A 21319-nucleotide genomic window follows, 5' to 3' on the forward strand; every position below is an offset into this window, starting at 1 on the left:
ATCTGTAATGTTCATCTCTTCTCTTACAGTCGCGCGAACCGGCAATGCCTAAATGGGTGCACGGTGCGACACCGACCCCGAGCACCAGGTATCCCCGTCAGCTACGCTGTCGCTCACACGACGAAGGAGACCAACGATGGCATTCGATTTCAAAGACTTGGACGCGACCACAAGGGACTACATGGTCACGGAACTCGACAGGGATGAGAGTGCCGGGGTGATCTATGAGAGTCCGCGCCTGAGTGCCCACGGACGATCTGTGTACGCGCGGTTGCTTCGCGATGCTCTGGTGTCGGGAACGCCGGAGTCATTCGCAGACGCGCTATCGTCAGCAGGCGTTTTCAATGCGATGGAGCAGACGGTGAAGGGACCCAAGAAGATGGCTTCCAACGCGCCGAGTCTGCTGGCGGGGGGAGAGTTCAACAGGTACTACGCACGCGGCGTTGCCGCACGCGCAGTCGACTCTGGGCAGGAGCACGTGAGTGTGTATCGTGCACGAACGTCCGGATACAGTCGCCCTGAATCCGAGGCTCAGATCGGAGCCGCCGTCTCAGCGTCAGACCTCCTGGAGCACTTGCGAGCCAACACGCTGACGCCTGAGAACGTAGAACTCCCTGATGTGAACTCGGGTCTGTCGGTCCGCCTCTGACGCGAAAGTCGGATGTGGTCAGGATGAGCACGAGCGGACAGGATCGTTTAGGGCTTCGGCTCTCGCGTTCGAGATCGCGGGTGTCGAGCCGACACAGACATATGCCCTGGGATTCCCGCACACGTGCGTCTATATATGCCGCTCGGGGCGTGCGTCGAGGTTGAGGTAGCGGACACTCAGTCCCAGGATCGGCCCACGATACTTATCGGGTCGGTCTGAATGATGAGCCAAGTTCCGCGCGGATCGCCTTCCACTCGCGTGTGCTTTTCCGCATCGACGTACAACCAGCGCAACTCCGACTCTCGAACCTCGCCGCCGACGGTGAGTCCAACCGTCACGTGGGCAAGGGCAGGACCGCGGACATCGACGCGTCGCACGTCATAGCCCTCTAGAGGTTGTCTCTCGAAACGTGAGCGGACCTCCCCGATGAACGCGTTCCGAGATTTCGGTTTTGTGAACTCGTGGAGGAACGGGGCGAGCCGCCCGTAGTTTTTCGCTACCCACGAATCAAGCATGGCAACAGTGGCCTCAACGACCGGTTCTGACATCACCGCTTCCGATCCGTCAATGCGGACATCCTTCGCACGCGGCTTCCACGCATCCATCTTCTTACGGTCGGCGGCGGTGTCCGCCATCTTCGCCAGAGACTCACGAAGGGTCGGCTTGGGGTCTTCGGGCTTCTTCGCCTGTTCGAGCGCTTGCGCCCAGTCGATGAGAGCGAACAATCGGTTCCAAGCCTTCGACGCGACGACGACGTTGTCGAAGTTCGTCAGGTTGCCGTGCATGATTCCGTTCCGGTACAACTCGTACACCGGTTCAGTGCTGGTCTTGTTGAAGCTCTTGGTGAATGACTTCTGAGTCGCCGCTAGGCCTTGGTGATGAGCGGTCATGGAGTTCCAGGCGACAAGCTCTTCACTGTCCCGTGTGTGCAGTCCTCGCCGCTGGTTACCAACGTCGTTCACGAAGCCATCCATGACCGCGAGAAGCACGAGCACCGCGGCGTAATAGCGTTCGTCGAGGTAGTCGCGGAATGCCGCGTCGATTAGATCAGACCTCGCGCGCATCTCGGGGACGTTCTTGGCTCGCATCAGAGCAAACTTCATACGCTCTGGGTCCTGGTACTGAGCGATCACCGCAGTCTCAACCGCGTCGGGGTCATCGGTGCGGACAGCCTCGACCAATGGATCGAGCTTGAGCGAACCGTGAAAGACCCAGTGCCGCTCGCCCACGAGTTGGTAGAACCGTTCGACCGTGCCGACGATGCGCTCAAACTCCGCCTTCAGCTTTTTGAAGTCGGCCCTCATGGATGGCTTGAGTACCAAGATCAGGCTCATCGCCGTCATCTGCTCGCGCATCTGCTTGTACTCAGGGATGTCATACGCGCTCGGGTAACCGGCACTCGGCGGCGGATCGATGTCGCCCCTGCCTGGCTTCGTTGGTCGTGGCATGTCGCTCCTCCTCAGACACCACTCTGCCGCTCACTGCTGACATTCATCGGCTGGCGCTCCGACTGAATCTGCCCAGGTTCGGTTGACGGCGAGCCAATGGGAAGTCCTCTGGACAGAATCTGACGTGTCGCTGTTACGAACGGTTTGATCGTCAGAGCTTCAGCTTCTCGACAATCTGGCGTTCACGCTCTTCGTCGCCATGCTGATAGCGAAGGGCAGAAGAGACATCGGTGTGACCGCCGCGCTCCATTACCTCCTTGAGGGAGGAGTGCCGCCCGTACTCGCTCAGGTGCACATGGCGGATGTCGTGCGGTCTCAGGTCATCCAGGCCACACGATGCGCGGAGCGTCTTGAAGGGACGGCTGAACGCGCGGTACGTCATCCGGTTGCCCCAGACGTTGACGAACACCGGATGGCTTGGCATCGGTACCGTAGTCGCAGAGAGTGCCCTGAGTGCTTGGACAACCTCACCGGCCATCAGGAGCACGCGCCTACCGTCTGCATGGTGCTTGGTGCCGTCCTCCAAACCAAAGGGTGTCAGGTGACGATGCACATTGAGCTTGCCGGTGATGAGGTCTACGTCTGCCCAGTCGAGTGCCAGAAGCTCCCCGATCCTCACACCGGTGCCCAGCATGGTGAGGAGTGCCGCCTTCATCTGCACGTCGCTGGTCATCTCGATCATCATGCGAACATCGGCCGCATGGAAGGTAGGCCTCTTCTTGCTGTGATCCTTCGTGGCACCTTCGATGAGGCAGGGCGTCGTAGAGATCAGACCGTGGCGGAGGGCACGCTTCATCAGCATCCGAAGCGTGCTGTAGCTCTGCTTCCTGGCCACCGGCTCCTTCTCCATGCTCTTCCACCACTTGACCACCTGGCTGTACGTGATGTCCGCTACCGCTGTGTTGTGGAACGGCTTCAGGTGCTTGTCCAGGTTGCGAAGGTGCGCGTGGTAGGTGCTGGGTGCCCACGTCTGCTTCTTGGCCTCGATGATTTCAAGGGCGAACTTCGAGAACCGCTCACGGCCACGCGGGATGGCCTTGGGCTGACTCGCCTTCTTCTCCTGCTCCAGTCCAGCTTCAGCGCGAAGCTCAGCCAGCGCGGCTTCTTTCTCACTGTCGAACGTGCCGAGTGACACGTACCTCTTGTTCTCGTTGTCCCAGACCCTTGCCTGGTGTTTGCCTGACTTCAACTGACGTACGGGCATCTCCCGCTCCTCTTCGTCTGCGAGGAGTGGTTGGTACGGGCGTACGGCACGGTGCTCCTCCTTCCATCTGTACGTGTCAGGAAGGGCAGATTCCAGAATCCGTTGGCACATGCTTGGCACGGCGGAGTCTTAGTGCTTGTTCAGCCGCGTAACCACGTGAAGCGAAGCGTCTCAAGGAGAAGCGCGACCGCTGAGTCGCAGCATCTCCACAGCACCCCGGGACACGATGTCCCGGGGTGCTTTGTTCTCCCACCGGTGTGCGAACCTAGATACCGTCGCCGCACGACGGTGCATGATCGTGAAGGAACCTGATGACCGAATCCCCGTCCGCGCCCACGTCCAGACGTCGTCGCGGGTTCCTCGTATTCCTTCGCGACGTCCTCGTGATCGTCGTGATCGCCGCGCTGGTCTCGTTCGTGGTGAAGACCTTCGTCGTGCGTTCGTTCTACATCCCCTCCGCATCGATGGAACGTACCCTGTTGATCAACGACCGCATCCTGGTCGATGAGCTCACGCCGCGATGGACCGACTACGAGCGAGGTGACGTGGTCGTCTTCAAGGATCCGGGCGGGTGGCTCGACGGTCAGCCGCAGACCCCCGCACAGCCGCCGCTGGTCGAGGCCGTCGACTGGGTGCTGAACTTCGTGGGCATCTCCGCGACGGACTCGCAGGACCACCTCGTCAAGCGTGTGATCGGTCTGCCCGGCGATCATGTGGTGTGCTGCAACGCGCTCGGCCAGATCACGATCAACGGCGCGCCCATCGACGAGCTCAGCTACCTCAATCTGCCTCCCGGGGACACGGCCGCGTCCAACGAGCCCTTCGATGTCGTGGTCCCGGAGGATTCCGTCTGGCTGCTCGGAGACAACCGCGATCGCTCGCGTGACGCCCGTGCGCACCAGGATCTCCCCAGTGGCGGATTCGTGCCGATGGAGAACATCGTGGGAAAGGCGTTCCTCACGACGTGGCCGTTGAACAGGCTGGGACCGATCGACGGGCACCACGAGATCTTCAACGGCGTCCCGGATCCGGAATGACCGTCGTCGCACCGAAACTCACTCTCGAGAGGCGCCTCCTCGGTGAGTGCGAGGTGATCATCTCGCTCGATGAGGTCGGCCGAGGGGCACTCGCGGGTCCTGTCGCCGTGGGCGCGGCCGCGATGAATGCCGCAGGCGCGCGTCGGCGCGTGCCGGAAGGCCTCCGCGACTCCAAGCTCGTGACGGAGAAGCGCAGACCTGAAGTCGCAGCACGCGCCGCCGCATGGGTGCAGGCGTCGGCCGTCGGATGGGCGAGTGCGGAGGAGGTCGACGAGGTCGGCATCATGCGGGCGCTCGGTCTTGCCGCGTCGCGTGCGGTGCAGGCCGTCGCGGATCAGGGGGTCGCGCTCGACGACGCTCTCGTCCTGCTCGACGGCAACCATGACTATGTGTCGAGGGCGCACCCGGTGCCGCTCCACGTGCGCCCGGTGATCAAAGCCGACCGAGACTGCGCCTCCGTCTCCGCGGCGTCCGTGATCGCGAAGGTCGCGCGGGACCAGCACATGGCGGAGCTCCACGAGACGTATCCCGCGTATCAGTGGAACCGCAACAAGGGCTATGCCAGCCTCGAGCATCGCGACGCGATCCGCGCCATCGGGCTCTCCCGCTACCACCGCGCGTCGTGGGCGATCGCCGACGTTCCCACCCTTTTCTGAGCCGACCGCGGCGCGCACGGCCGACCGCTGGATGACGCGCCCCGGTGTCCGCGACTCTAGGATGGACACATCATGGATGAGGAAGCCTTCGACGACTACGACCGCGAGCTCGAGCTGGCACTGTTCCGGGAGTACCGGGATGTGGTGTCGCAGTTCCAGTACGTCGTCGAGACCGAGCGGCGGTTCTACCTGGCGAACGAGGTCAACGTCGTCCGTCGTGACACCGAGCATGATTTCTATTTCGAGATCTCGATGACCGACGTCTGGGTGTGGGACATCTACCGAGCCGACCGCTTCGTGAAGGCCGTGCGCGTGCTGACGTTCAAGGACGTCAACGTCGAGGAACTGCAGCGTCGGGAGTTCGAGCTCCCCCAGGAGCTCTCGCTCGACGGCGAGTGACGGCGCCTCTCGACGAAGCATCTCGGGGAGCTCTCTCGGCGCGTTGCGGATCTCGGTGTTCCTGCACCCCGCGCTGCGAGTTCGAGTTCTCCCCGACCACCGGGGTTGTGCGCCGGCGCCGGCCACGTGCGATCCGCATGCGCGTGAAGCTGGCCGTATGGCAGCGAAGGACGAGCTCGGAAGAGCAGGGGAAGAGCGGGCCGCTCAGCATCTGAGGCGTCGCGGGTACACCGTGCTCGCCAGGAACTGGCGGTGCGCGCAGGGAGAGATCGATATCGTCGCCGTGCGCGACCACCACCTCGCGGTGGTTGAGGTCAAGACGAGACGGACCGCCGTTTACGGGCACCCGTTCGAGGCCATCGACGCTCGCAAGCGACGTCGGCTCTGGCAGCTCGCTCAGGCATGGGCGACGGAGAATCCGGAGGAGGCGCGAGGGCGCGTCCTCCGGCTCGAAGCGATCGGCATCATCGGGTCCGATCCGGCCTCCGGCTCGCTCGAGCACCTCGTGGACATCGCGTGACGACCTCGCGCACCTGGGCGGTCGCGCTCACCGGCGTCGATGGGCATCTCGTCGAGGTCGAAGCCGACATGTCGAACCAGACACCGGAGTTCCGGATCATCGGGCTCCCCGACAAGTCCCTCGGCGAAGCCGTCCAGCGCGTGCACAACGCCTGCAAGAACGCCGGGCTGGATCTTCCACGGCGACGGCTCACGGTGAATCTGTCGCCGGCGAGCCTCCCCAAGCACGGCGCCGGGTTCGACCTGGGGATTGCCATGGCCTGCCTCGCTGCAGGCGGTGTCATCTCACCGCGGTCGATCTCGGCGACGGTCCACATCGGCGAGCTGGGTCTGGACGGCAGGATCCGGCCGGTGCTCGGGGTTCTGCCGGCGGTGTTCGCAGCGGCACGCGCCGGATTCGAATCGGTGATCGTGCCACGGGGAAACGAAGCCGAGGCACGTCTGGTACCGGGTGTCGATGTGCGCGCAGCCGCTTCACTCGCAGAGGTCGCAGTCTGGCACGGTGCCGATGTCGAAGTGCCCGATGTGGAGGCGGTCGTGCTGGCATCGACTCAGAGCGGACCACGTGACACGCTCGACCTCGCCGATGTCGTCGGTCAGGAGGATGCCGTGGAAGCGTTGGTCGTCGCCGCTGCCGGCGGTCATCATCTGCTGTTGAGCGGACCTCCAGGCGCGGGTAAGACGATGCTCGCGCGCAGGCTTCCGGGCATCATGCCGTCCCTCACGGAGCAGGAGGCACTAGAGGTCGCGTCGGTGCGATCACTCAGCGGAGAGCCCGTCGCAGCGCTCGATGTGCTCCCGCCGATCGAGGCGCCGCATCACAGCGCGTCTGTCGCATCGCTGGTCGGAGGGGGCTCGCGCACGGCGCGACCGGGAGCGATCGCACGTGCCCACCGCGGTGTGCTGTTCCTGGACGAGGCTGCCGAGTTCTCCCGGGTCGCACTCGATGCGCTCCGACAGCCACTCGAATCCGGGGCGATCGAGGTGCATCGGGCGGGATTCACCGCCACGTTTCCCGCGAGATTCCAGCTGCTGCTCGCGATGAATCCCTGTCCGTGCGGGAACCACGGTGTCCGCGGCGCGGAGTGCGTCTGCCCACCCATGTCGATCAGGCGATACTCCACGCGCTTGTCCGGACCGCTTCGCGACCGTCTCGACATCGATCTGCAGGTGAGTCGTGTCGCGGCATCGCGAGCGATGGGCGATCATTCTCCATCGATGACGACGGCGCAGGCTCGAGAACGCGTCGCTGCGGCCCGAGAGCGAGCTGCCCATCGGTGGATGAGTATGCGGTGGCGACGCAATGCAGAAGCGCCGGGGACCAGTCTGCGTCAGGGGGCACTCCGACTGGCTCCTGCGGTGCGCGCTCCACTCGATCGAGCCCTCGAGCGCGGCGCCCTCACGCTCCGTGGGTACGATCGCGTTCTGCGTGTGGCTTGGACGATGGCAGATCTGGCGGAGCTCGATCGTCCCGGGATCGATGAGGTCGGACGGGCGCTGCATCTCCGAAGGGGGCTCCCGCGATGATGGATGTCCTCCTCGCTGATTCCGAGATCCTCGCCCTCGCCCGCACCCTCCATCCCGGTGATGAGCTGGCCGATTGCGTCGCGCGTGTCGCCTGGTCTGTGATCGCCGAGCCCGGCGATGCGGTGGCCGGATCGTTGATCGAATCGCTCGGTGCAGCGGATGCGCTTTCTCTCGCTGTGGGAGATTCGTCGTCGCTTCTCCCTCCGGGCGGTGCCAGCGCTACGGCAACGCGCGCACTGGTCGACGGTCGAGCCCGCTGGCGCCCACGCGCCGATCCTCGGGCGGTCATGGCCGCGCTGCGCGGAGGTGTCGCCGTGCGAGCGCAGCTCGTGATCCCGGGAGACGCCGCATGGCCCCGCAGTCTCACGGATCTCGGCCCACACGCCCCGAGCGCGCTGTGGGTGCGCGGCCGCGTGGAGTTGCTCGGCCGCGAGCCCCGAGTCTCGATCGTCGGGGCTCGAGCCTGCAGCGGGTACGGCGAGCACATAGCGACCGAACTGGCGGGTGATCTCGCGGCCACCGGCGCCGTGATCATCTCCGGTGGTGCGTACGGGATCGATGGGGCCGCGCATCGTGCCGCACTCGGCGTTCAGGGCGCCACGATCGCGATCCTCGCCGGCGGCGTGGACCGCGCATATCCTGCCGGCCATCAGAGTCTCCTGCGTCAGATCGCGGAACGAGGGGCTCTCGTGAGTGAGCCGCCGTGTGGGACGGCGCCCACCAAGTGGCGATTCCTCGCTCGAAACCGTTTGATCGCGGCGCTCGGCCATGCGACGGTCGTCGTCGAGGCGGGGTGGAGAAGTGGATCGCTGAACACCGCGGGCCACGCGGCCTCGCTCGGTCGGCCACTCGGCGCCGTGCCCGGTGCAGTGACGTCTGCGTCGTCGGCGGGGTGTCATCGCCTGCTCCGCGAGTACGACGCACACTGTGTGACCTCCGCGCAGGAGGTGAGGGAGTTGTACGGCGCGATCGACGAAAGAGTCGAGGAAGACGGGTCAGAGCGGGACTCGAGCCACAGCCGCGTGCTCGATGCGTTGGGTACCCGGACGCGTCTGTCCATAGAAGAGGTGGCGCGTCGCTCCGGCCTGTCTCCTGATCGGGTTCGGGCCGTACTCGGGCTCCTTCATCTCGAGGGCGACGTCGCGCATGACGACGGAGGGTGGCATCGTCAGCGCCCCGCGAGAGCATCGGCTTCCCGTGCACGATGAACGGCGAGGCTGCCGCGGACAGGGCATGCGCGGGGCAAGCTGGACTCATGGATCTCGCTGCCGCGACGGAGGCGTTCGCCGAACACCTGGAGAAGGTGCGCCGGCTGTCCGCCGCGACCGTCAAGGCCTATCGCTCAGACCTGCGAGACCTCGACGCCGCGGCGGGTGGTGTTCCCCTCGAGTCCGTCGACCTCGAGGTGCTTCGGGACTGGCTGTGGCGCGCCACTCAGCGTGGCGACGCCAGATCGACCCTCGCGCGCCGCGCCGCCACGGCCCGCTCATTCTTCAATTGGGCTCAGGAGCAGGCGCTCATCACGCATGATCCGAGCCTGCGCCTGGTCGCCCCGAAGAGGGGAAGGACGTTGCCGACGGTCGCCTCGCGGGACGCGATGTCGGCACTTCTGGATTCTCACCGCGACGCCGCCGAAGAGGGCGACCCGATCGCGTTGAGAGACCACGCCATCCTCGAACTGCTGTACGGCTCCGGTATCCGTGTCTCCGAGCTCTGCGGACTGGACATCGACGATCTCGATCTCGACCGCGGTACGGCGCGAGTGCTCGGCAAAGGCGCGAAGGAACGCATCGTGCCCTACGGCACTCCGGCGCGCGACGCATTGTCGGCGTACCTGAGGCGCGGTAGGCCGGTGCTCGTCGCGCGCGCCCGAACCTTCACCCCTGCCGTGATCCTGGGCAGCCGCGGTGGCAGGGTAGGGCCGCGGGCCGTATACGAACTCGTCGCACGGGTTCTCGCGCCGATCGTGGGCGCCGAGACGATCGGTCCTCACGCTCTGCGGCACACCGCGGCCACTCATCTGCTCGACGGGGGAGCCGATCTGAGGGCGGTCCAGGAAATCCTCGGACACGCCAGCCTCGGTACGACGCAGATATACACCCACGTCTCCACCGAGCGTCTGACGGCGACCTATCGACTGGCCCATCCGCGCGCATGATCTCTCGCTAAGCCCCCGTCGCTCAGCGTGCTTCGCAGCAGGGGAGCAGGACGGCTCTCGGAACGTCGTCGAAGAGCAGCAGGGGATTGATGTAGTCGCCGTCCAGCCGCACGCCGAGGTGGAGGGAACCCGCGGCGGTGTGCCCGCCGATATCCAAGACTCCGAGCGCCTGCCCGGCCGTGACGACATCACCCGCGACGAGCGTCGACCGAACGGGTTCGAGAGTCGTCACGAGGCCGCCGGTGTGCTCGATGGTGAGGAGCGGCCGATCCACCACGGTGCCGCGGAAGGCGACCACACCGTCCGCGGGGGCGGACACCTCTGCTCCCACCACTGCGGCCAGATCGACGCCGCGATGGCCGGCACCGTACTCGTGCGCGGGCGCGCGAAACGGAGCCGCGACAGCGCGAGGCCCGGCCACCGGCCAGCTCCAGCGAGGCCATTCGGTTGTCGAGGGAGCTTCCGCCGCCGCCACGGGAGCCGGCGCGGTGAGAGCGAGCAGCAGAGCGACGACGAGAAGGGAAAGGGCTCGGGGGACTGTGCGCATGGTGCGAGTCTGGTCGGGTGCACTCCGTCGCGGGCACCGGAATCGTCGGCCGCCGCGGGACACCGGCACAAGACCGGCGTGCGGCGTGAGGTGCAGGGTGAGTGCCCGCGCGATCCTGTATGCTGGGGGAGCACCTCGAAATCGAGGTGACTACGCGTGCCCAAAGCGATTCACTTCGCGGCATCCACTCCCACAGGTCCTTCTCATCGATAAGGCGGGCGTGAGCCGGGCACCAGGAAGTCCGATCATCCGATCGGCTTGCAACCTCAACGGCGCAGAACCGCGCCAGAACCAGGAGACGACCATGGCTGTGGTCACCATCCGCCAGCTGCTCGACAGCGGCGTGCACTTCGGACACCAGACCCGTCGGTGGAACCCGAAGGTCAAGCGCTTCATCCTCACCGAGCGCAGCGGTATCCACATCATCGACCTGCAGCAGTCGCTGGGTTACATCGACAAGGCCTACGACTTCGTCAAGGAGACCGTCGCCCACGGTGGCACGATCCTCTTCGTCGGCACCAAGAAGCAGGCGCAGGAGATCCTCGCCGAGCAGGCGACCCGTGTGGGTCAGCCCTTCGTCAACCAGCGCTGGCTCGGTGGACTCCTCACCAACTTCCAGACGATCTCCAAGCGTCTCGCTCGTATGAAGGAGCTCGAGGAGCTCGACTACGAGGTCCCCGCGAACAGCGGCTTCACCAAGAAGGAGCTCCTGCTCAAGAAGCGCGAGCTCGACAAGCTGCACAAGTCGCTGGGCGGTATCCGCAACCTCACCAAGACGCCCTCGGCCATCTGGGTCGTCGACGCCAAGCGTGAGCACCTCGCGATCGATGAGGCCAAGAAGCTCGGCATCCCCGTGATCGGCATCCTCGACACGAACGCCGACCCGGATGACTTCCAGTACCCGATCCCCGGCAACGACGACGCGATCCGCTCCGTCTCCCTGCTGACGCGTATCATCGCCGACGCCGCGGCCGAGGGCCTGCAGCAGAAGCACAACCCGGAGACCGGCGACGCCGAGCCGCTGGCCGACTGGGAGAAGGAGCTCCTCGAGACTCCCGCACAGGAGGTTCAGGAGTCCGCTGACGCCGCCGAGGTCGCCACGGCAGATGACGCCGCTGCCGTCGTCGAGACGCCCGCCGCCGACGAGACCGCTGCCGACGAGGCCGGTGCTGAGGCGCACGACGAGGCGATCGCCGCCGCTTCCGGTGAGGAGACCGCTGAGGTCGCCGCCGCCGAGGCTGCTGACGCCAAGTAATCCCTCGTACACACACCTAACGAAGCAAGGAGCCACCACACATGGCCAACTTCACCATCGCTGACCTCAAGGCGCTGCGTGAGCAGCTCGGCACCGGAATGGTCGACACCAAGAAGGCGCTCGAGGAGGCTGACGGAGACGTCGCGAAGGCCACCGAGATCCTGCGTCTCAAGGGTGCGAAGGGCAACGCGAAGCGCGCTGACCGTTCCACGAGCGAGGGACTGATCGTCGCTCGCGAGCAGGACGGCGCCGTGACGCTCATCGAGCTCGCCTGCGAGACCGACTTCGTCGCGAAGAACGAGCGCTTCATCGCGCTGGCCGACAAGGTCGCCGACGCTGCAGCAGCGGTCAAGGCCGACTCGGTCGACGCCGCCCTCGCCGCCTCTGCCGGCGACAAGAGCGTCGAGCAGGTCATCTCCGAAGAGGCCGCGATCATCGGCGAGAAGGTCGAGCTGCGCCGCGTGCGCACGATCGCCGGCGACAAGGTCGAGGTCTACCTGCACCGCACGAGCAAGGACCTGCCGCCGCAGATCGGCGTCGTCGTCGCCTACTCGGGTGACGATGCCGAGACCGCGCGCAGCATCGCTCAGCACATCTCGTTCGCCAACCCGTCCTACCTGTCGCGTGAAGACGTGCCGGCTGACGCGGTCGAGAAGGAGCGCGAGATCGTCACTGAGATCTCCCGCAACGAGGGCAAGCCGGAAGCGGCTCTCCCGAAGATCGTCGAAGGCCGCGTCTCTGCGTTCATCAAGCAGGTCGCTCTGCTCGAGCAGGACTATGCCAAGGACAACAAGCTGTCGGTCGCCCAGGTGGCGAAGGACGCCGGTATCACCGTGACGGACTTCGCGCGCTTCAAGGTCGGCGCGTAGCACCGTCGAAGGGGTTCGGATCGCCAAGATCCGAACCCCTTCTTCATGCCCACGAGGCACTATCTTGAATCGGGACGAGAGGACACCCACCCATGACTGAACGCACCGGACGCCGACGCGTCCTTCTCAAGCTCTCCGGAGAGGCATTCGGAGCGGGACAGCTGGGTGTCAGCCCCGACGTGGTCTCGCAGATCGCCCGTGACATCGCCGCGGCGGTGGACCGTGTCGAGGTCGCGATCGTCGTCGGCGGGGGCAACTTCTTCCGCGGCGCAGAACTGAGCCAGCGAGGCATGGACCGCGGTCGCGCCGACTACATGGGCATGCTCGGCACGGTCATGAACGCGCTCGCCCTGCAGGATTTCCTCGAGCAGGCCGGGGCCGCCACCCGTGTGCAGTCCGCCATCTCGATGACCCAGGTCGCCGAGCCGTACATTCCGCGCCGGGCTGAGCGTCATCTCGAGAAGGGGCGGGTCGTCATCTTCGGTGCCGGGGCCGGCCTCCCGTACTTCTCCACTGACACCGTCGCGGCACAGCGTGCGCTCGAGATCGGCGCGGACGAGGTCCTCGTCGCCAAGAACGGCGTCGACGCCATCTACACCGCCGACCCCAACAAGCATGCCGACGCGGAGCGCATCGAGCGCGTCACCTATCGCGATGCGCTCCAGCGTGGTCTCAAGGTCGTCGACTCGACCGCCTTCAGCCTGTGCATGGACAACAGCATGGACATGCGCGTGTTCGGCATGGAGCCCGCCGGGAACGTGACCCGTGCGCTCCTCGGCGAGCCGATCGGAACCCTCGTCACCGCCTGAGTGTGTGACACGGCGGAGACGACTTCGCCCGATAGAATTTGCAGAACACCCCGACGATAGGAGTCACCGTGATCGCGGACGTCCTCGCTGAAACCACCACTCGCATGAACCGGGCGGTCGAAGCTGCCAAGGAGGACTTCTCCACGGTGCGCACCGGTCGTGCGAACCCGCAGATGTTCCAGAAGGTCCTCGTGGACTACTACGGCACTCCCACGCCGATCGCCCAGCTCGCCTCCCTGGCGAACCAGGAAGCTCGCACGCTCATCATCACGCCGTACGACAAGTCGGCGCTGAAGGCGATCGAACAGGCGATCCGTGACATGCCCAACCTCGGAGCCAACCCGACGAACGACGGCAACCTCGTTCGCGTGACGATGCCGGAGCTCACGGCCGAGCGCCGCAAGGAGTATGTCAAGCTCGTCAAGACCAAGGCTGAGGACGCGAAGGTCCACGTCCGTGGTATCCGTCGCAAGGCGAAGGACGAGCTCGATGCCCTCAAGAGCGAGCTCGGTGAGGACGAGATCGCGCGCGGAGAGAAGGAGCTCGACGTCCTGACACGTCAGCACGTCGAGCTCATCGATGACGCGCTGAAGCGCAAAGAGGCAGAACTCCTCGAGGTGTAGTCGGGATGTCTGACGAAACGCGAGATGCCGACGACGATGGGCCGTTCACGCGTCACGGCGGGAACGGGAAGACCCCATCCGACGGCGTCCCGCTCGTTGACGCCGCGTTCCCGTCTTTCGACGCGGCTGCCGTCCCTCCGCGCCCACCGCTTCCCGCAGCTTCGGAGGGCGCGCCCTCGGGCGGCGTCGGTCCGCTGGACACGGCGGATCACAACGCTATCCGGGAACAGTGGCGCGCGGCACGGGATGAACTCGGCAGCCATGTCTCCCATGCACGCGACCAGCTCGACCAGGCGAACGAACGTATCAAAGAGCGCACGGGTCGCGATCTCGTCCTCGCCATCCTGATCGGTCTCGCCTTCGGCGCCGCGCTCCTGGGATCGCTGCTCTTCCTCAAGGTGCTCTTCGTCCCGTTCGCTCTCGCGGCCGCCTTGCTCGGGGTCTACGAGCTCTCCCGAGCTCTGCGGAGCTCGGGTCGCCGCGTCGACGTGGTCCCTCAGCTGATCGCCGCCGCGTTCCTCGTGCTCTCGGCGTACTTCGCCGAGCCGTGGTTGTGCTGGGTGATGCTCTTCGTGTCCGTCGCGTTCGTCATCGTGTGGCGGCTCATCGCGCAGATGGTGGAGAAGGACGGCCGCACCTACGGGGACGTCCTCGCCGACGCCGTCACGAGCGGGTTCGTGCAGGTCTACGTCCCCTTCCTCGCGGGAATCGCGCTCATCCTCCTCAAGCAGGAGGGCGGTCAATGGTGGGTCCTCAGCTTCATCGCGATCGCCGTAGCGGCCGACACGGGCGCGTACGCCGCCGGTCTCGCCTTCGGCCGTCACCCGATGGCTCCGAAGATCAGCCCGAAGAAGACCTGGGAGGGCTTCGGCGGCGCCGTCATCGCCTCGCTCGCTGCGGGGGTGCTGCTCGCGATCTTCCTCCTGGAGCTGCCGTGGTGGTGCGGCGTGATCTTCGGCGCGTCGATCCTGCTCTCCGCGACGCTGGGGGACCTCGGTGAATCGATGCTCAAGCGCGACCTCGGCATCAAGGACATGAGTTCCTGGCTCCCCGGTCACGGAGGGCTGCTCGATCGACTCGACAGCATTCTGCCCTCGACGATCCCTGCGCTCTGTCTCTACTTCCTCTTCTCTCCTTGGGTGGTTCTGTGATGAACGAAGATCAGCTCGACGAACAGGCGGAATCGACGCCGCCGGCATTCGCACTCACCTCCGGTCGGGTGCGTGGCTATCACCGGGCAGCCGTCGACACGTTCCTCGCATCTGCCCGCCGCGCGTTCGAGGCGGGCGGCGATGAACTCAGCGCGGACGATGTGCGGACGGCCTCCTTCCCGCTGGTGAAGAACGGATACGTCGTCGCGGATGTCGACGCGGCGCTCGGCCGCGTCGAAGACGCCTTCGCCGCTCGAGAACGCGAACGCGCGGTGCGATCCGCGGGAGCAGGTGCCTGGGTGGAGCAGGCCAGAGCAGACGCGCAGGTCATCCTGGATCATCTGGCGCGACCACGGCGCCACCGCTTCGCCCGTACCGGAGTGCTCACCTTCGGGTACCGTCTCGATGAGGTCGATCATGTGTCGACGCGTATCGTGCGGTATCTCCGTGACGGCGAAGCGCTGACTGCCGAGCAGTTGCGCTCGGCGGCGTTTCGGATGCAGCGTGGGGGATACCGCGAGGAGCAGGTGGATGCCCTTCTGGATGCCACGATCGACGTGATTCTCGCCGTTCGCTGAGGTTCCTGATGGTCGATCCAGGCACTCTTGCGTAGACTGTCCCTCATCGTGAACTCCCGAAACGACATGAATCTCGAAAGAAACGACCTCTCGCCGGTGCCCGCGGTGAAGGCTCGTTCGGCGCGCACGGGCACACGGCGCTGGTCTCGCAGCCGTGGTGTCGTCGGGGTCTTCAGTTCCCTCGCCGTCGTGGGTTTCGCCGGTGCATTGGTCGCACCGACCGGGGTGGCATTGGCCGCACCCGCCCCTGAGGAGTCGCCGGACTCCGCCTATTCGCTTGCGCTCGCGGACACTCAGAACCTCACCGTCACCGTCGAAGGTGCCGAGATTGCACCCGTCGTGCGCGGAGGGTTCGAGGTCTATGTGAAGCCGAAGCCGGCTCCGGTCCCGACCGTGGCTGCGGCACCCCGTGGGGGATCCTCCGGAAAGCCTTCCGGAGGTAGCCTTCCTCCGTACACGGGAGGCGGTGCTCCTGCAGAGTGGATGGCGGCAGCCGGCATCGCGCAGAGCGACTGGCAGTACGTCGACTACGTCGTGTCCCGCGAGAGCGGTTGGAACCCGAACGCCACGAACAAGTCCTCCGGTGCCTGCGGTCTGGTGCAGGCGCTGCCATGCAGCAAGGTGCCCGGCAACGGCTACAACCCGGTCGACAACCTTCGCTGGGCGACCGGATACGCCACCGGCCGCTACGGCAGCTGGGCCGGTGCGTACAACTTCTGGGTCAACAACCACTGGTGGTGAGCAGGCAGTATGCCCCGCTCTCGCAGACGTCCTTCGGAGCGCCCTGACCCCGAGGACTCCTTCGATCGCCTCCTCGCGGGCTGGAAGCGTACCGAGACCCGCCGCGGCGGTGAGTGGACCGTGCAACCGGTTTCCGGGGCGCAGGCGCAGAAGGACTATCTCTGCCCGGGCTGCGGTCGATCGATCGTCGCCGGAACCGCGCATCTCGTCGCCTGGCGCGCGGACGGCGTGCTCGGCGACGCGGCTGACCTCGCCGCACGGCGACACTGGCACACACACTGTTGGAGGCTTGCATGAGCATCGAGATCCGAGGACCACTGGAGCTTCCGGCGCGACGCGAAGACATCGAGCTGAAGACCGCCGACGGTCTCACGTTGGTCGGAGAGCTCGCCGTGCCGGAGACCACGACTCCTGTCGCGACTCTCGTGACGCTTCATCCCCTGCCTACGGCCGGCGGGTTCATGGATTCGCACATCATCCGCAAAGCGGCTGCACGTCTGCCCGCTCTGGCGGATCTGGCCGTGCTGCGATTCAACACGAGGGGGACCGCATCACCTCGTGGGACCAGTGACGGATCCTTCGATGGCGGGGCGTCCGAACAGTTCGACGTCGCCGCGGCGATGGACTTCGTGCGTGAACGCGCTCTGCCTCGCCCCTGGCTGCTGGGATGGTCCTTCGGCACGGAACTCGCGTTGAAGTACGGTCGGCAGCACGACATCGAGGGGATCATCCTCCTTTCGCCGCCTTTGCACCGCGCGACACCGGAAGAGGTCGCCGCGTGGGCGACGGTCGACCGCCCCGTGGTCGTCCTGGTACCGGAGCTGGATGACTACCTGCGCCCCGCCGAGGCCCGCGAGAGGTTCGCTGCGATCCCGCACGCACAACTGATCGCGGTGGACGGGGGGAAGCACCTCTGGGTGGGCGAGACCCAGACGCGACGCGTGCTCACGGAGATCGTGGCCGCGGTCAATCCTGCGGCGCTGCCTCTCGCCACGCACTGGCCGACCGACGACTGACGCGCAGCGGGTTCAGAGCTCGTTCATCCGCGGGATGAGCACCTGCCGGTAGATGATCAGGATGCTCGCGGCGACCGGGATGGCGATCAGCGCGCCCAGCAGACCGAGAAGGCTTCCTCCGGCGAGTGCCGCGACCACGACGACCGCCCCCGGTACCGAGACCGCACGACTCATGATGCGCGGCGAGATGATGTAGGCCTCGATCTGCATGTAGATCAGGTAGTAGATCGCAGCGGCGATCGCGGTCGCCGGAGAGCCCAGTCCGGGGATGAGACACACCAGCACGATGATCGTGGAGCCGGTCAGGGTGCCGACGAGCGGGATCAGGGAGAAGAAGAACGCGATCACCGCGAGGACGGCGGGGAACGGTGCTTGGATGATCGACAGGAAGATCGCGCTGAGCACGCCGTTGATGACACCCTGCGTCACCTGCCCCATGACGTAATAGCCGACCGAATCCGTGATCTGTTCGGACAGGTCGATGAACCTGTCTCGTTTCGACGCCGGAGCCAACTGGTAGACCGCCCGTTTGAGGGACGGCGTGGAAGCCGTGAGATAGATCGTCAGGATGAGGACGATGAACGCACCGAACAGGCCGCTGAGCACGGCGCCACTCGCCACGAGGAACCCTTGGCCGATGGAACCGCCGATCTCGGTCAGGTTCGTGGTGAGCCAGTCCTCGACGTAGGTGAAGACATCATCGACCCTCAGGTTGGGGAACGCGTCCGTCATCCACTGCTTGAGGTCGTCGATCGCGGTACCGCGTTGCACGATCGCCGTGATCTGGGCGATCAGCTGGGAGATCTGGTCGACCAGCACGGGAAGGACGATGAGCACGATGCCGACGAAGATGCCGAGCACCGCGAGGATCGTGACGATGACAGCGAGCCATCGGGGGAGACGCCGGCGCTCCAGGAACGAGACGAGCGGATCGAGTCCGAGACTGAGGAAGAGAGCCGTGCCGAGATAGAGCAGAACCGTGGAGAGGTTCTGCACGCTGTTGATCAGCAGGATGCCCAATCCCACGCCGAGCGTCGCCACCAGGGCGGTGCGGAAGGGATTGTGGATCTTCATTCGGAGGCTCCTCGAGGACGGATGCAGCAAGGCTATCCAGAGCGTCCGGCTGGGCACCGACGACGTGCCGGTCCGGCCCGCACTGAACCTGCTCGTGGGCAACACACAGCTGATTTCGCTAGTCTGAAATGTCGAGTGTTGCGTCGCTGGCAAGTGCCGGCGATGCGTGAGGAGACTATTCGTGCGTTTCGTATGGGCCGTGGTGGCCTTCGTGCTGGCTGCCGTGCTGATCGGCGCGGGGATTGCTCAGCGCACCATCTTCATGGGGCCGGACACTCAGCAGACCCAGGTCGAGATCGATGAACCGGCACCCTTCGTCCTCATCGACGGCGACGTGCTTCGGGCGAATCCAGGCGCGCAGACGCTGATCGTCCGGGGAGAGGGCGAGATCTTCGGCAGCTATGGTCGCACCGCCGACATGGAGGCCTGGCTCGCCGACTCCGACTACAACCAGGTCACGCAGAAGAAGAACGGCGATCTGGCGGTCGAGCACGTCACGGCGCCCTCCGCTGACGGCGAGACCGATGCTCCGAGCGACGGCGCTGAGGGCGACTCCGCCGACGCGGAGTCCGCGGGGCGTGATCCGCGGGGATCCGATCTCTGGCTCGACTCGTTCGTCAAGGACAACCGTCTCACGGCCGAGAACATGCAGTTGCCCGAGGGCACGAGCATGCTCGTCGCCTACGACGGCACAGCCGATGCGCCGGATGACATCGTGGTCTCCTGGCCGCTGGACAACTCGACGCCGTGGGCGGGACCTCTCATGGTCGCCGGGGGAATCGTGCTGCTGCTCGGCCTCATCCTCTACGTGCTCGCGATCCGCCATCAGCGCCGCGGCCGCGGCCCCCGGCGCAAGGGCCCGGGTCCGCTCCCGGCGACCGAACCGATCGACGTCGCGGTTCTTCCGTCGTCTGAGCGCGCGGCGATCGAGGAGTCCGGCGCTCCGCGCAGCGAACCCTCCGCAGGAACGGCGGCGCCGGCCGACGGAGACGTCGAGGAGGCGGAGATCGTGGACGAGAGCAAGGACCCCGACGCGAAGACCTCCATGCGCTCAGCGACGCGGCCTCGCCGGCGTCGCATGCTCGCGCTTCCGGCTCTCGGGCTCACGGCGCTTCTTGCCGCCGGGTGCTCGTCGGACTCGTGGCCGCAGCTGGGCGACGCCTCGCCGACCCCGTCTCCGAGTCCGACGGTGATCGCGCCGGAGAACCAGAAGCCCCCTGCGGTGACCGAAGCGCAGGCCAAGCGCATATTGAAGACGCTCGCCGGCACGGTGAGCGAAGCCGACGCAGCACTCGACCTCGACCTGCTCGCTACCCGCTTCGAGGGGCCCGCTCTCGCAGCGCGGACCACTGAGTATGCTCTGCGCTCGAAGCTCCCGGACACCGTTCCGCCCGCGGCGATCCCGACCGATCAGGTCGAGGTCGTGCTGCCGGAAGCGACAGATCAGTGGCCGCGCACAGTACTGATGCTGTCGAAGACAGGGGATGACACGGTGCCGCCGGTGGTCCTCACGATGACGCAGGCCGACCCCTGGTCGAACTACAAGGTCTCGAACATCGCCGAGATGTCTGCTGACGCGGTCTTTCCCGAGGTCGCTGCATCCTGGCTCGGGACCTCGCTCGTTCCGTCCGATTCCGCGTTCCTGACGATCCCACCGGCGAACCTCGCCTCGACCTTCGCCGATGTGGTGGACCAGGGGGAGCAGAGCGAGTTCTACGACATGTTCGACGATCTGGCGCTGACCTACGCCAAGTCGATCACCGACAGCCGTCAGGCCGTGATCCAGGCTCTCGCCGACAAGGGCGCCGCCGACACGTCGAAGGCCGCCTTCGACATGGCTCCGACGACGGATGCCCCCATCTCGATGACGACTCTGGACAGCGGCGCGATCGTCGCCGTCACCCTCACCGACACCGAGACGGTGACGCCGACGGGAGACGACGTCTCCATCCGTTTCGGCGACAATGCACAAGCAAAGGCCCTCACCGACGCGACCGAGTCCGCGAAGGGCGTCGAGACGACCTACGAGTTCCAGCTGTTCTTCTCGGTCCCGGCAAAGGGCTCGACGGAGCAGATCCGGCTCCTGGCAGCCCACCAGGACCTCCTGTCCGTGAAGGTGATCAAATGAGTGAGATCTCTCCTGCCGCCCTGCGCGGTGCCGTCGACCTGTCGAGTCTCCGCAACCGGCCCGCATCTCCCGCAGAGGGCGCCCCCGCCCCGGGACTGCCCGATGTCGTCGTGGATGCGACCGACGAGACGTTCGGGCAGATCCTCGAGCTCTCGCGCACCGTTCCCGTCGTCGTCGACCTCTGGGCGGAGTGGTGCGGGCCCTGCAAGCAACTGAGCCCGATCATCGAGAAGGTGACGCGCGAGCTCGGCGGACGCGTGCTGCTCGCCAAGGTCGATGTGGATGCGAATCCGCAGCTCGCGCAGAGCTTCCGTGCCCAGTCCATCCCGATGGTGGTGGCCCTGATCGCCGGTCAGCCGGTGCCGATGTTCACCGGGGCCGTGCCGGAGCAGCAGGTTCGCGACGTCTTCGCGCAGCTGCTGCAGGTGGCGGCGCAGAACGGTGTCACCGGATCGCTCTCGGTCGGCGAGGAGGGCGCGGACCCGGAACCTCCCGTGGAGCCGGAGCTCCCCCCGCTGCACGCTGAGGCGTTCGCGGCGATCGAGGTCGGCGACTACGCGGCAGCGATCACGGCGTACGAGAAGGCGCTCGCGGAGAACCCGCGGGACGCGGACGCGCTCGCGGGTCTCGGCCAGGTGCGGCTGCTCGACCGCGTTCAGGGCCTCGATCTGCAGGCGGCACGGGCCGCAGCGGCCGACGGCCCGCTCGACGTCCAGGCGCAGTTCGATGTGGCCGACCTCGACCTCGCCGGCGGGCATGTCGATGACGCCTTCGGTCGCCTGCTCGATCTGTTCGCGCAGCTCCCGTCCGACCAGCGCACGCCCGTTCGAGAGCGTCTGGTCGAGCTCTTCGGGCTCATCGGTGCGGAGGATCCGCGGGTCGTGTCGGCGCGCAATCGGCTTTCGTCGCTGCTGTTCTAGGGAGGCACGCG

General features: G+C 66.0%; 23 protein-coding genes. 19 read left to right on the forward strand and 4 right to left on the reverse strand.

Annotated features, from left to right (window positions below; genetic code table 11):
- Positions 1-136: 136 nt before the first annotated feature.
- Positions 137-649 (forward strand): hypothetical protein, encoded by a 513-nt coding sequence (locus tag L687_RS41915; RefSeq protein WP_021200470.1) that lies wholly within the window; start codon positions 137-139, stop codon positions 647-649.
- A 176-nt stretch (positions 650-825) separates the two neighbouring features.
- Here L687_RS41915 and L687_RS34875 read toward each other — a convergent pair whose 3' ends face one another.
- Both L687_RS34875 and L687_RS34880 read right to left on the reverse strand, forming a co-directional pair.
- Positions 826-2097, reverse strand: coding sequence for a hypothetical protein (locus L687_RS34875; RefSeq protein WP_021200471.1), 1272 nt, complete (start codon positions 2095-2097; stop codon positions 826-828).
- Between the two features lie 151 nt (positions 2098-2248).
- Positions 2249-3301, reverse strand: a complete 1053-nt coding sequence (locus L687_RS34880) for a tyrosine-type recombinase/integrase (protein ID WP_021200472.1) — start codon at positions 3299-3301, stop codon at positions 2249-2251.
- A 311-nt stretch (positions 3302-3612) separates the two neighbouring features.
- Here L687_RS34880 and lepB point away from each other — a divergent pair, with 311 nt between their 5' ends.
- The 7 genes from lepB to L687_RS34915 all read left to right on the forward strand — a co-directional run bounded on the left by lepB (position 3613) and on the right by L687_RS34915 (position 9597).
- Positions 3613-4338, forward strand: a complete 726-nt coding sequence (gene lepB, locus L687_RS34885; RefSeq protein ID WP_021200473.1) for a signal peptidase I — start codon at positions 3613-3615, stop codon at positions 4336-4338.
- Positions 4335-4994 (forward strand): ribonuclease HII, encoded by a 660-nt coding sequence (locus L687_RS34890; RefSeq protein WP_021200474.1) that lies wholly within the window; start codon positions 4335-4337, stop codon positions 4992-4994. The genes lepB and L687_RS34890 overlap by 4 nt, the downstream gene beginning before the upstream one ends.
- 72 nt (positions 4995-5066) lie before the next feature.
- The gene (locus L687_RS34895; protein WP_017830719.1) at positions 5067-5393 is read left to right on the forward strand and encodes a DUF2469 family protein; all 327 of its coding nucleotides are present in this window, start codon (positions 5067-5069) and stop codon (positions 5391-5393) included.
- A gap of 157 nt (positions 5394-5550) precedes the next feature.
- Positions 5551-5913 carry a YraN family protein gene (locus L687_RS34900; protein ID WP_021200475.1) on the forward strand — a complete coding sequence of 121 codons (363 nt, stop codon included), beginning with the start codon at positions 5551-5553 and terminating at the stop codon, positions 5911-5913.
- Positions 5910-7439: a YifB family Mg chelatase-like AAA ATPase gene (locus L687_RS34905; protein WP_021200476.1), complete on the forward strand. Its 1530-nt coding sequence runs from the start codon at positions 5910-5912 to the stop codon at positions 7437-7439. The genes L687_RS34900 and L687_RS34905 overlap by 4 nt, the downstream gene beginning before the upstream one ends.
- Positions 7436-8647, forward strand: coding sequence for a DNA-processing protein DprA (gene dprA / locus L687_RS34910; protein ID WP_046398981.1), 1212 nt, complete (start codon positions 7436-7438; stop codon positions 8645-8647). The genes L687_RS34905 and dprA overlap by 4 nt, the downstream gene beginning before the upstream one ends.
- Before the next feature lie 47 nt (positions 8648-8694).
- Positions 8695-9597 carry a tyrosine recombinase XerC gene (locus L687_RS34915; protein ID WP_021200478.1) on the forward strand — a complete coding sequence of 301 codons (903 nt, stop codon included), beginning with the start codon at positions 8695-8697 and terminating at the stop codon, positions 9595-9597.
- A gap of 22 nt (positions 9598-9619) precedes the next feature.
- On the opposite strand, the gene L687_RS34920 is transcribed toward L687_RS34915, so the two are convergent.
- A complete protein-coding gene (locus L687_RS34920; protein WP_021200479.1) occupies positions 9620-10144 on the reverse strand; it encodes a murein hydrolase activator EnvC family protein in 525 nt (174 codons plus the stop codon).
- A gap of 304 nt (positions 10145-10448) precedes the next feature.
- Here L687_RS34920 and rpsB point away from each other — a divergent pair, with 304 nt between their 5' ends.
- The 9 genes from rpsB to L687_RS34960 all read left to right on the forward strand — a co-directional run bounded on the left by rpsB (position 10449) and on the right by L687_RS34960 (position 17186).
- Positions 10449-11399 (forward strand): 30S ribosomal protein S2, encoded by a 951-nt coding sequence (gene rpsB / locus L687_RS34925; RefSeq protein WP_021200480.1) that lies wholly within the window; start codon positions 10449-10451, stop codon positions 11397-11399.
- Positions 11400-11440: 41 nt separating this feature from the next.
- Positions 11441-12268 carry a translation elongation factor Ts gene (gene tsf / locus L687_RS34930; RefSeq protein ID WP_021200481.1) on the forward strand — a complete coding sequence of 276 codons (828 nt, stop codon included), beginning with the start codon at positions 11441-11443 and terminating at the stop codon, positions 12266-12268.
- A 92-nt stretch (positions 12269-12360) separates the two neighbouring features.
- The gene (pyrH, locus tag L687_RS34935) at positions 12361-13077 is read left to right on the forward strand and encodes a UMP kinase (RefSeq protein WP_017830711.1); all 717 of its coding nucleotides are present in this window, start codon (positions 12361-12363) and stop codon (positions 13075-13077) included.
- Between the two features lie 68 nt (positions 13078-13145).
- Positions 13146-13700, forward strand: a complete 555-nt coding sequence (frr, locus tag L687_RS34940; protein ID WP_021200482.1) for a ribosome recycling factor — start codon at positions 13146-13148, stop codon at positions 13698-13700.
- A 5-nt stretch (positions 13701-13705) separates the two neighbouring features.
- Positions 13706-14851: a phosphatidate cytidylyltransferase gene (locus L687_RS34945; RefSeq protein WP_021200483.1), complete on the forward strand. Its 1146-nt coding sequence runs from the start codon at positions 13706-13708 to the stop codon at positions 14849-14851.
- Positions 14851-15429: a DivIVA domain-containing protein gene (locus L687_RS34950; RefSeq protein WP_021200484.1), complete on the forward strand. Its 579-nt coding sequence runs from the start codon at positions 14851-14853 to the stop codon at positions 15427-15429. Before L687_RS34945 ends, L687_RS34950 begins: the two co-directional genes overlap by 1 nt.
- Before the next feature lie 66 nt (positions 15430-15495).
- Positions 15496-16170 (forward strand): transglycosylase SLT domain-containing protein, encoded by a 675-nt coding sequence (locus tag L687_RS34955; RefSeq protein ID WP_021200485.1) that lies wholly within the window; start codon positions 15496-15498, stop codon positions 16168-16170.
- A gap of 9 nt (positions 16171-16179) precedes the next feature.
- Positions 16180-16467, forward strand: a complete 288-nt coding sequence (locus L687_RS43135) for a hypothetical protein (RefSeq protein WP_084487375.1) — start codon at positions 16180-16182, stop codon at positions 16465-16467.
- Positions 16464-17186, forward strand: coding sequence for an alpha/beta hydrolase (locus L687_RS34960; RefSeq protein ID WP_021200486.1), 723 nt, complete (start codon positions 16464-16466; stop codon positions 17184-17186). Before L687_RS43135 ends, L687_RS34960 begins: the two co-directional genes overlap by 4 nt.
- Positions 17187-17198: 12 nt before the next feature.
- Here L687_RS34960 and L687_RS34965 read toward each other — a convergent pair whose 3' ends face one another.
- Positions 17199-18260 carry an AI-2E family transporter gene (locus L687_RS34965; RefSeq protein WP_021200487.1) on the reverse strand — a complete coding sequence of 354 codons (1062 nt, stop codon included), beginning with the start codon at positions 18258-18260 and terminating at the stop codon, positions 17199-17201.
- A gap of 181 nt (positions 18261-18441) precedes the next feature.
- Here L687_RS34965 and L687_RS42830 point away from each other — a divergent pair, with 181 nt between their 5' ends.
- Positions 18442-20388: a hypothetical protein gene (locus tag L687_RS42830; protein ID WP_021200489.1), complete on the forward strand. Its 1947-nt coding sequence runs from the start codon at positions 18442-18444 to the stop codon at positions 20386-20388.
- Positions 20385-21308, forward strand: coding sequence for a tetratricopeptide repeat protein (locus L687_RS34975; RefSeq protein WP_021200490.1), 924 nt, complete (start codon positions 20385-20387; stop codon positions 21306-21308). The genes L687_RS42830 and L687_RS34975 overlap by 4 nt, the downstream gene beginning before the upstream one ends.
- Positions 21309-21319: the final 11 nt, after the last annotated feature.

Origin of the sequence: Microbacterium maritypicum MF109 (assembly GCF_000455825.1) — a bacterium.
Classification (GTDB): Bacteria; Actinomycetota; Actinomycetes; order Actinomycetales; family Microbacteriaceae; genus Microbacterium; species Microbacterium maritypicum_A.

Bases quoted from the DNA above. Each gene is read 5' to 3' on its own strand.
- L687_RS41915 (WP_021200470.1), top strand. From the start codon at position 137: ATGGCATTCGATTTCAAAGACTTGGACGCGACCACAAGGGACTACATG.
- L687_RS34875 (WP_021200471.1), bottom strand. From the start codon at position 2,097: ATGCCACGACCAACGAAGCCAGGCAGGGGCGACATCGATCCGCCGCCG.
- L687_RS34880 (WP_021200472.1), bottom strand. From the start codon at position 3,301: ATGCCCGTACGTCAGTTGAAGTCAGGCAAACACCAGGCAAGGGTCTGG.
- lepB (WP_021200473.1), top strand. From the start codon at position 3,613: ATGACCGAATCCCCGTCCGCGCCCACGTCCAGACGTCGTCGCGGGTTC.
- L687_RS34890 (WP_021200474.1), top strand. From the start codon at position 4,335: ATGACCGTCGTCGCACCGAAACTCACTCTCGAGAGGCGCCTCCTCGGT.
- L687_RS34895 (WP_017830719.1), top strand. From the start codon at position 5,067: ATGGATGAGGAAGCCTTCGACGACTACGACCGCGAGCTCGAGCTGGCA.
- L687_RS34900 (WP_021200475.1), top strand. From the start codon at position 5,551: ATGGCAGCGAAGGACGAGCTCGGAAGAGCAGGGGAAGAGCGGGCCGCT.
- dprA (WP_046398981.1), top strand. From the start codon at position 7,436: ATGATGGATGTCCTCCTCGCTGATTCCGAGATCCTCGCCCTCGCCCGC.
- L687_RS34915 (WP_021200478.1), top strand. From the start codon at position 8,695: ATGGATCTCGCTGCCGCGACGGAGGCGTTCGCCGAACACCTGGAGAAG.
- L687_RS34920 (WP_021200479.1), bottom strand. From the start codon at position 10,144: ATGCGCACAGTCCCCCGAGCCCTTTCCCTTCTCGTCGTCGCTCTGCTG.
- rpsB (WP_021200480.1), top strand. From the start codon at position 10,449: ATGGCTGTGGTCACCATCCGCCAGCTGCTCGACAGCGGCGTGCACTTC.
- tsf (WP_021200481.1), top strand. From the start codon at position 11,441: ATGGCCAACTTCACCATCGCTGACCTCAAGGCGCTGCGTGAGCAGCTC.
- pyrH (WP_017830711.1), top strand. From the start codon at position 12,361: ATGACTGAACGCACCGGACGCCGACGCGTCCTTCTCAAGCTCTCCGGA.
- L687_RS34945 (WP_021200483.1), top strand. From the start codon at position 13,706: ATGTCTGACGAAACGCGAGATGCCGACGACGATGGGCCGTTCACGCGT.
- L687_RS34950 (WP_021200484.1), top strand. From the start codon at position 14,851: ATGAACGAAGATCAGCTCGACGAACAGGCGGAATCGACGCCGCCGGCA.
- L687_RS34955 (WP_021200485.1), top strand. From the start codon at position 15,496: ATGAATCTCGAAAGAAACGACCTCTCGCCGGTGCCCGCGGTGAAGGCT.
- L687_RS43135 (WP_084487375.1), top strand. From the start codon at position 16,180: ATGCCCCGCTCTCGCAGACGTCCTTCGGAGCGCCCTGACCCCGAGGAC.
- L687_RS34960 (WP_021200486.1), top strand. From the start codon at position 16,464: ATGAGCATCGAGATCCGAGGACCACTGGAGCTTCCGGCGCGACGCGAA.
- L687_RS34965 (WP_021200487.1), bottom strand. From the start codon at position 18,260: ATGAAGATCCACAATCCCTTCCGCACCGCCCTGGTGGCGACGCTCGGC.
- L687_RS34975 (WP_021200490.1), top strand. From the start codon at position 20,385: ATGAGTGAGATCTCTCCTGCCGCCCTGCGCGGTGCCGTCGACCTGTCG.